Origin of the sequence: Streptomyces sp. SID5785, from assembly GCF_009870065.1 — a bacterium.
Lineage (GTDB): Bacteria > Actinomycetota > Actinomycetes > Streptomycetales > Streptomycetaceae > Streptomyces.
Map to the genome: position 1 here is coordinate 1 of NZ_WWIA01000516.1, position 929 is coordinate 929.

General features: G+C 79.5%; 1 protein-coding gene and 1 pseudogene. Both read left to right on the forward strand.

Features of this window, described 5'->3' with window-relative positions; genetic code table 11:
- The first annotated feature begins 41 nt into the window (after positions 1–41).
- Complete coding sequence (locus GTW43_RS16720; RefSeq protein ID WP_161302827.1) at positions 42–299, forward strand: hypothetical protein; 258 nt, start codon at positions 42–44, stop codon at positions 297–299.
- Positions 296–929 (forward strand): annotated as a pseudogene (locus tag GTW43_RS16725) (hypothetical protein); the annotation flags it as partial. The gene GTW43_RS16720 and the pseudogene GTW43_RS16725, both read left to right, overlap by 4 nt.

Consider the following 929-nt stretch of genomic DNA (forward strand, 5'->3'; position numbering starts at 1 on the left):
GCCCGGACATCCCCTTCACGCCCGCACTGCGATTACGGCGCGTGGCCCCGATCCTGCGCATGGCCGACGGCCCCGGCGGTCCGGTCTGGGCGGCCAACGGACACGCCTGGCCGGTGCCCGCCGCCGCGTCCGACCGGCTCCTCGCCCCGCTGCGCGCACCCCACACCGCGATCAGCGTGGCCGCCCTGGCCCGCGCCGCCCGGCTGCGGCCCGGCTCCCCCGCCCTGCTCGGCCCGCTCGGCGCCCTGTACCGGGCCCGCGCCCTCGACGTGGCCTCTCCCGAGGGGCACCGCGCGTGAACGGCCCCGCCCCGCCCCGCCCCGACGTCCTCGACCCACTGGACTGGCAGGTCTTCGCACGGGCCTACTGGGGGCGCCGCCCCGTCGTGCTGCGGCCCCCGGCGCCGGGCCCCGTCCTGTTCGACCGGCACGAGGTGTTCGAGGCGGCCGTCGTCGCCGCGCAGCACCGCACGAGCGCGGCCCGGGCCGAACTGACCGTGGGGGCACGGCTGCTCATCGACCCCGGCGACCTGCTGCCGCAGCAGGAGGACTCCACGTTCACCTGCTACGACCGGCGGCTGGTGCGGCAGCTCGACGGGCAGCCGTTCGCCCTGACCGTGCGGACCCTGCATGCGGCGCACCCCGCCCTGTGGGCCCGGGAGCGCGCGTTCCTCGCCGGGCTGTGGGACGCGGTGGGCCCGCCGCCCGACGGGGCGCGCACGACGCTGTGGCACGGGAGCCACGGGCCGGGCGGACCCGGCCCGGCGCGTGACGCGGGCTTCGTGTGCGTCCTGTCCGGGCGCCGCCGCCTGCGGGTCACGGGCCCGGCGGGCGCGGCGGTGGCCGTGACCGAGCCGGGCGATCTGCTCTATCTGCCGCCCGGCCATGCCTGGTCGGCGCCGCCCGCGCCCCGGCCCGTGACGACGGTAC